At 48.8% G+C, this 6,590-nt stretch carries 6 protein-coding genes; 4 read left to right on the forward strand and 2 right to left on the reverse strand.

Annotation, left to right across the window (positions count from 1 at the left end; genetic code table 11):
- Positions 1 to 106 precede the first annotated feature (106 nt).
- The 3 genes from crtA (at position 107) to H6F76_RS17075 (ending at position 2,543) form a co-directional block, all read left to right on the forward strand.
- Positions 107 to 982 (forward strand): cyanoexosortase A, encoded by an 876-nt coding sequence (gene crtA / locus H6F76_RS17065; RefSeq protein WP_199322159.1) that lies wholly within the window; start codon positions 107 to 109, stop codon positions 980 to 982.
- The gene (locus H6F76_RS17070; protein WP_190510049.1) at positions 975 to 1,640 is read left to right on the forward strand and encodes a cyanoexosortase A system-associated protein; all 666 of its coding nucleotides are present in this window, start codon (positions 975 to 977) and stop codon (positions 1,638 to 1,640) included. Before crtA ends, H6F76_RS17070 begins: the two co-directional genes overlap by 8 nt.
- A gap of 234 nt (positions 1,641 to 1,874) precedes the next feature.
- Positions 1,875 to 2,543, forward strand: a complete 669-nt coding sequence (locus tag H6F76_RS17075; protein WP_190510051.1) for an HpsJ family protein — start codon at positions 1,875 to 1,877, stop codon at positions 2,541 to 2,543.
- A gap of 139 nt (positions 2,544 to 2,682) precedes the next feature.
- On the opposite strand, the gene H6F76_RS17080 is transcribed toward H6F76_RS17075, so the two are convergent.
- Positions 2,683 to 3,693: a phosphoribulokinase gene (locus H6F76_RS17080; RefSeq protein ID WP_190449600.1), complete on the reverse strand. Its 1,011-nt coding sequence runs from the start codon at positions 3,691 to 3,693 to the stop codon at positions 2,683 to 2,685.
- Positions 3,694 to 4,239: 546 nt separating this feature from the next.
- Here H6F76_RS17080 and petH point away from each other — a divergent pair.
- Positions 4,240 to 5,478, forward strand: coding sequence for a ferredoxin--NADP reductase (gene petH / locus H6F76_RS17085; RefSeq protein ID WP_190449602.1), 1,239 nt, complete (start codon positions 4,240 to 4,242; stop codon positions 5,476 to 5,478).
- Between the two features lie 169 nt (positions 5,479 to 5,647).
- Here petH and H6F76_RS30015 read toward each other — a convergent pair whose 3' ends face one another.
- Positions 5,648 to 5,917, reverse strand: a complete 270-nt coding sequence (locus tag H6F76_RS30015) for a hypothetical protein (protein ID WP_206754391.1) — start codon at positions 5,915 to 5,917, stop codon at positions 5,648 to 5,650.
- Between the last annotated feature and the right edge of the window lie 673 nt (positions 5,918 to 6,590).

Genomic DNA, 6,590 nt, shown 5'->3' on the forward strand with positions numbered 1-6,590 from the left:
ACCCTTTTACCGCTTTACAGTCTGCTGTAGGCTAAAGCGTTTGTTAGTCCAGCTCTTTTTGCTTGCTCAAAAAGTTAGTCCAAGAAGTTAGCCAAGTTTGGTACTTATGATGGATCGATTGAATCGTCTCCAAACAACCGCTTTTTGGCTGGTTAGCACGGGGGCTGCTATGGTGGCACTCCATTTAACTTTGTTGGGTCGCAATAGTAATCCAGCCTTATCACAGGAGCTATTTTCGACCTGTCTGCTGTTATGGGGGGTGGTTGGTCTTTTGCTATGGGAACGGCGACACGCGCTAGTTTTACAGAGTGGCGCGATCGGGGGGGCGATCGGAGGTAGCGTGTTGTTAGGGCTGCTGCTGCTCAGTTCAACCTTGCCTGAATCAGGCTCCTTTATGCGAGCGTTTCCCCTAATGACCGTCTTGGGGCTAGGGCTACTTGCCTCTGGCATACACGGGCTTTACCAGTACTGGAAAGAACTGTTCCTTTTTGCCTTGCTAACGCTCAATCCACTGCTTGAACTGGGTCTAGAACTGCTGAATCTGCCCAAGTTAACGGCTCAGGCAGCCACGTTTATGCTCTGGTATACAGGGTTTGATGTGCGTCGCGAGGGGCTATCATTACTGCTGCCAACGGGTCGGGTAGATGTCTATGGCGCGTGCTCTGGCATTCAGAGTATGTTGCAGATGCTATATATCTCAGTGCTGTTTGTCTTGCTCTTTGCACCACGATCGCGTGTGCAGCAATGCCTCACAGTCGGCTTGGCGATCTTAATTGGTTTTCTAGTAAATGCTGCACGAGTGGGTTTGATGGCAGTGCTGGTAGCATTCTCACAAAAAGACGCTTTTGATTACTGGCATACGGGCGACGGTTCACTCATTTTCGCGGCGATCGCCGTAGGGCTGTTTGGTAGCTTTTGCTGGTTTGCCTTCCTGCGTACAACGCCATCCGTGACCGATACAGGCAATTCTTCCAATGGCTAATCTCTGGCAACCGCTTCGCCTGTCAATACTGGTGTTAACTTGCAGCGGTGCTTTGTACATCATGGGCAAGGCGGCTCTCACACCCAAGGCAACCAATACACAGCCGTCTTACAGCCTGCCTGTCAGTGTTCCGTTGACCCAATGGCAATCGTTACCCAGCAAGCCCCTTGAGCCGATTTCAGGGTCGATCGCCAGTCGTGAGTATCCGTATCGTCGCAATGCACAGTCTCTCACCATGGCGCTACGCTACATGACGAGCGATGGTGATGTGAATCGTTTTCTCTTCGTTTTTACTCCGATTCGGCAGGATAATGCTCGGCTAGTCATGAAATATCAGCCGGGTATTGGGTTCTATGGTGTGTTACCGCATCAGGGACGCGCCTACCTGAGTGCTTGCATTAGTCCCCGTGGCGAAAGTACAGTCACAGCCCAACAGTTTGTGCAAAATCACCGCACCCATGACCTTACGTTCGATCGCCTCTTGCCCTGGCTTTTGGGGCAGCAACCGCTGCTCGATCGCCGCTGTCTCTGGACGCTGATGTCTGTACCGCTAACTGCAAACGCTGGCTCTGCTGAGTTAGACACCGCTTACAAAACGTTAGAAAATGCCTGGTTTGGCTGGTACCGTTGGTGGCAACCCAACTTTCCATCCCTTTAAAACCCTATATATAGCAGTCCTAAAACACTTGTGAGATTGAAAGTCTTTGTGAGAGAGGACTTCAGTGGAATCCTTTCTCACAATCCAAATAAGATCGTTATGTATTAAAAAGCCGTTTCTACAATCGCTAATGGCAGTATCAAAGCATCGACATTCAGTGTTTTTTACAGGACGATGACGAAGGCTGATTTACTGCCAAACTATCTGCGTTGTGTTATTTGAGAAAGCAGCTTCATGACTGAATCGACGACTGACAATCGCTCCATCTATCGCTTTCGTTGGATTGGTTACGGGCTGCTTGGCTACGCGCTGATGGATCTCATCCAGGTGCTGTATCCCCCAAAGTTTACAAATCCTGCTTGGGAGGTGCAAACGCTCGGTACGCTGATTGAGCGCGTGATTGTACCGCTGCTGGGCATGACGCTCGTATTTTTTGGTGAATACTATGATCGCACTCAGCTCGAAAAAATTCTGCTGAAGGTGCTGTCGTGGCTTTGTCTAGTGCTGGCGATCGTCTGTCTACTAGTTATCCCGCTGGGTGTTCTTGGCACAGCCCGTCTGGACTTTCAGAATGATCAGCAGGTGAGCCGACAAACAGAACAGCAACTCTTCCAGTTCAAGAAAGTTGAAGGGCAACTGAGCCAAAGCAGCGCGAGCGACATTCGAGCACTAGCCACCAAAGCAGGCATTCCGATCGATCCAACTAAAGATCCTCAGGCGCTTAAAGCAGATATCTTGTCACGGTTAACGGCTGCGCGATCTAGAGTGCAGTCTCAGATCAATGAAAATCGCGCTGCCCAAAAGCAAACTCTCTTCAAGAACGCAATCAAATGGAATCTTGGTGCCTTACTCGCCAGTTGCCTCTTTTTCATTCTTTGGAGAAGCACCGATTGGGCACGGTGAGACGACCAGGCAATGAGATAGGGAAGGGAAATGACGGGGTTGTCCTTTGAATCGCCATCTCTTGACGATCGCACCCAATCAAGCCAACAAAAAAGGGACGGCTTAACGTCCCTTCTTTCGCTTTATGATCGCGCCAGTACTAGACTCTCGCTGCAACCTTGGTTTTAGCCTCTGTTGCGGTCAAACGCTCATAAGTTGCCCGCATTTTAAGACCTGTCAAGACCTGGAACAAGCCTGTGCCATTGGCAGAGCCAGGATACTCGCGGTGGTGCAGCAACAGTTCGGTTAGCTCCCCTTCGTACTTGGCAGAGGTTTTGCTGAGGTGTTGCTCAATGTAGACCACTTCCTCAAGCTTGTCGAACTGCCCATCGACCTCGAGTACCGAAACACTGTGCCCGTAGTAAACGTCTGGTCCGTAGTGCATCCGAATCCCAGGATAGGAGCAGGTCAGCTTGCGTCCACAAGGAACCCAATCGATCGTTGAACCTTCGTCGAACAAATAAGCTGGCTCAAATCCTTCCACGCCATCGCGCTGGATCATCTGCACTCGCAATACCTTGCGTTCTGTATCGTCCTTGATAAGTTGAGTGGGCAAGACCTGAATCACCACATCCGCAAACTCTTTTTGTGGATCGATATAGGCTTTGAAGTCAGGACGACGGGAGTTGATTGCTGCCAGCACGTCTTCGTAGGTGTGACCCCGCTCCGACATATCGCGCTGAATCTTCCAGGCAATCTTAACTTCGTCACTGATGTCAAGGTAAACGCTAAAGTCCAGCAAGCCACGTACGCGCTCGTCGTACAGCGGATGTAACCCTTCAACGACAATGATGTGGTTAGGTTCCACCTTTTCGGGTGGGTCAATCAAGCCTGTCTCATGGTTGTAGATAGGCTTATCAATCGTTTCGCCATGCTTGAGCGCTTTGATCTGCTCGTACATCAGGTCAAAATTATTGGCTCGTGGATCGAGTGCGGTGATTCCAGTTTCTTTGCGCTGCTTCCGGTCCAGACTGTGGTAGTCGTCCAGGCAGATTACTGTCACAAAATCTTCCCCGAACAGATCGGTTAATCGGCGCAGAAAGGTGGATTTACCGCACCCGGAGTCTCCGGCAACGCCGATCAGAACCACGCGGTCTGGCTTACTGGTCATAGGTTTCCTCTAAGCGAAAAGATTCTACTAACTGTGTCTTGAGTTAAGCTGCATTGGCGGTAAACTGACGATCGCACCCTTTGAAATTACTTTTGAAAAGCAATAATTCATGCAGGATGCTGTCGATCGCCTACTATAAAATTCTCACACAACGTGACTCAGATGCAGAGTAATCAAAAAAGCAATAAGATTACATCTAGCCTTAGCAGACTCTGAGCTAGTCGGGTAAGTATTTAATACTACCGCTATTATCATCCTACCAAAAACGGGATCATCACTACAAGGCTTCGTCTGAATTGATTTTTCGCTCAAGGCGGGTGCGTTGATGACGATCGCAGAGTACTCTCGCTTAAGCTTGGTTGGTCGCTGGTCGTTCGCTATCATAGTGCTGCTAGTTTACTGAAGCAACATGGTCGCCCTGATCGCCTCGTCGATTGTTGCATTGATTAACGCTACTTCACAGAAGCGCCCCCGCCTGCGACCAAGATGGGGCACAATAAAAAGTTAGATTTGGCAAGTAGATTTGGTTCTGAGAGAGCAAGCAAAATGTACAATTTGAGCGCGGTGGGCGGCACTGCCAAGACAGCCTTTGGTAGCCGTATGTATCGATACGAGGTAGTAGGGCTGCGGCAGAATAGTGAAACCGATCGCACCAATTACTCCATTCGTCAAAGCGGCAGCACATTTATTAATGTGCCTTACAGCCGGATGAACGAAGTGATGCAGCAAATCACTCGGCTAGGTGGCAAGATTGTCAGTATTCAGCCTTTGTCTGCTGATTCTAAAATCAATGGAAACGTTACCCCAGAACAGAAAGAAACTGCGATAAAAGTAGAAGCTGGAGAGGGTAACCAACCAGGAGCCAAGAAGCCTATGACTCAAGCTAAGGCTAAGACAGATATTCCCGTGAATATCTATCGTCCCAACAGCCCCTTTGTCGGACGGGTGGTTTCAAACGAACCCCTTGTTAAAGAAGGTGGCATTGGGATTTGCCAGCACGTTAAGTTTGATATCTCCGCAGGAGATTTACGTTATCTGGAAGGTCAAAGTATTGGGATTATTCCTCCTGGTACAGACAAAAACGGGAAGCCTGAAAAACTGCGGCTGTACTCGATCGCGTCTACCCGGCATGGTGACGACGTGGATGACAAAACTGTGTCTCTCTGCGTGCGGCAGCTTGAATATCAGAACCCTGAGACCAAAGAGATGGTTTATGGCGTTTGCTCCACGCATATTTGCAACCTGAAGCCCGGTGACGAAATCAAAATCACTGGACCAACAGGTAAGGAAATGCTGTTACCCGATGACCCTGAAGCCAAAATCATCATGATGGCGACTGGTACGGGCATTGCACCCTTCCGTGCTTACCTGTGGCGTATGTTCAAAGACAAGGAGCGGGAAGCTAATCCTGATTACCAGTTCAAGGGGTTAGCGTGGTTAGTCTTTGGTGTGGCGACAACGCCCAATGTGCTGTATCGGGAAGAACTGGAAGAAATTCAGGCAAAATACCCTGATAACTTCCGTGTTACCTATGCCATCAGCCGCGAGCAGAAAAACCCTGAAGGCGGCAGAATGTACATCCAGCATCGTGTGGCAGAACACGCTGAAGAAATTTACAAGCTACTGCAAGAAGACAAGACTCATGTCTATATCTGCGGCCTGAAAGGCATGGAAGATGGTATTGACGCTGCTCTCTCAGTCGAAGCTACGAAAGCAGGCAGAGAATGGAAGGAGTATCAGCGGGAACTGAAAAAAGCGGGTCGTTGGCACGTAGAAACGTACTAAGCAGCCTCGTTTTACACGATCGAAACGATTGCTTTCTAGCAACCAGACAACTCGTAAGGGCTGTCTGGTTTTTTGTTGAAGTGATCATGCTTTAACCCTCCACGCTGATAACCGATCTCTAACGAGCGATCCTCAGGCAGTGCAGCATTCATAAATGAGAAGCGGTTAGTCAGGCTTTCGCTTTCTGGAGTCGCTTTCTGATTTTTGCTTCTGGTTGAAAGATCATCCAGAGGACAATGCCCATTGTTGATATGGTGGTAAGCACTGGCATGAGCAACAATGCCCACAAGGGTCGATCGCGCACTTTCAAAAAGGCGTAGAACCAAACGACGCCCCAGCTATAGAGTACGTGGAGTGTGATTAAAAATAGCACTCCTAGCGGCGAGAACAAATCGGCAAGTAGTGCTAAACCAGCAACAAGATAGATTGCTAAGAGCATGAACACGAGCAGAACCTTAGCTGCCGTTTTAAGAAATGTCTTAAACGTGATCATTGCTGCCTAAATGGAGTGCAACGGAGCCATAATCGTACCTCTCCTCAACGCAGAAGGTTGCTGGAGTGATCGCTACATCACATCCGCTGTGCTGGGTAATTATTGTCAGAGTTCTAATGCTGCTGCACGTTGCTGAACAAGCCTTTCGAGTCAATCGCTCACGATTTTGCACGTTAATCTTTTACCTGTTGCAAAGTAGCTATTGACACTGGATGATAAAACCAAATGCTTGCAATTAATCGCAAGTGACGTTGAGTCATTAGCAGTCAATAGCGGCAGGGCTGAGGCTGGTGATTGTAGCAAGATGTCTCAGATGAGGATCATTTTTGGGGTTAGGGAACATTGATAGAAACGATATTTTTATCTTTACTTCTCTAAATACAAATGAATCAGTCATCAGCTCCTGCCTCACTGCCTCGCAGTTTAACCTCGCTTGAAACCTGGGGCTTTGGTTTTAGCGGCTTACTTTTGTGGCTAGGCACTGCGCCTGCTATGCACGCTGCTTTAACCTGAGTTCGGGATAAGAACTGGGACAAGAAAGGGGCAAACCCGATAGGCTGAAAATGCAAAATCTCATGCCTGGTTTGCCCTCATGCTTAGTCTAGAAGCACTTTTTTGC

It is taken from the genome of Leptolyngbya sp. FACHB-321, from assembly GCF_014695975.1.
Lineage (GTDB): Bacteria > Cyanobacteriota > Cyanobacteriia > Leptolyngbyales > Leptolyngbyaceae > Stenomitos.

Bases quoted from the DNA above. Each gene is read 5' to 3' on its own strand.
- H6F76_RS17080 (WP_190449600.1), bottom strand. From the start codon at position 3,693: ATGACCAGTAAGCCAGACCGCGTGGTTCTGATCGGCGTTGCCGGAGAC.
- H6F76_RS17075 (WP_190510051.1), top strand. From the start codon at position 1,875: ATGACTGAATCGACGACTGACAATCGCTCCATCTATCGCTTTCGTTGG.
- crtA (WP_199322159.1), top strand. From the start codon at position 107: ATGATGGATCGATTGAATCGTCTCCAAACAACCGCTTTTTGGCTGGTT.
- petH (WP_190449602.1), top strand. From the start codon at position 4,240: ATGTACAATTTGAGCGCGGTGGGCGGCACTGCCAAGACAGCCTTTGGT.
- H6F76_RS17070 (WP_190510049.1), top strand. From the start codon at position 975: ATGGCTAATCTCTGGCAACCGCTTCGCCTGTCAATACTGGTGTTAACT.
- H6F76_RS30015 (WP_206754391.1), bottom strand. From the start codon at position 5,917: ATGCTCTTAGCAATCTATCTTGTTGCTGGTTTAGCACTACTTGCCGAT.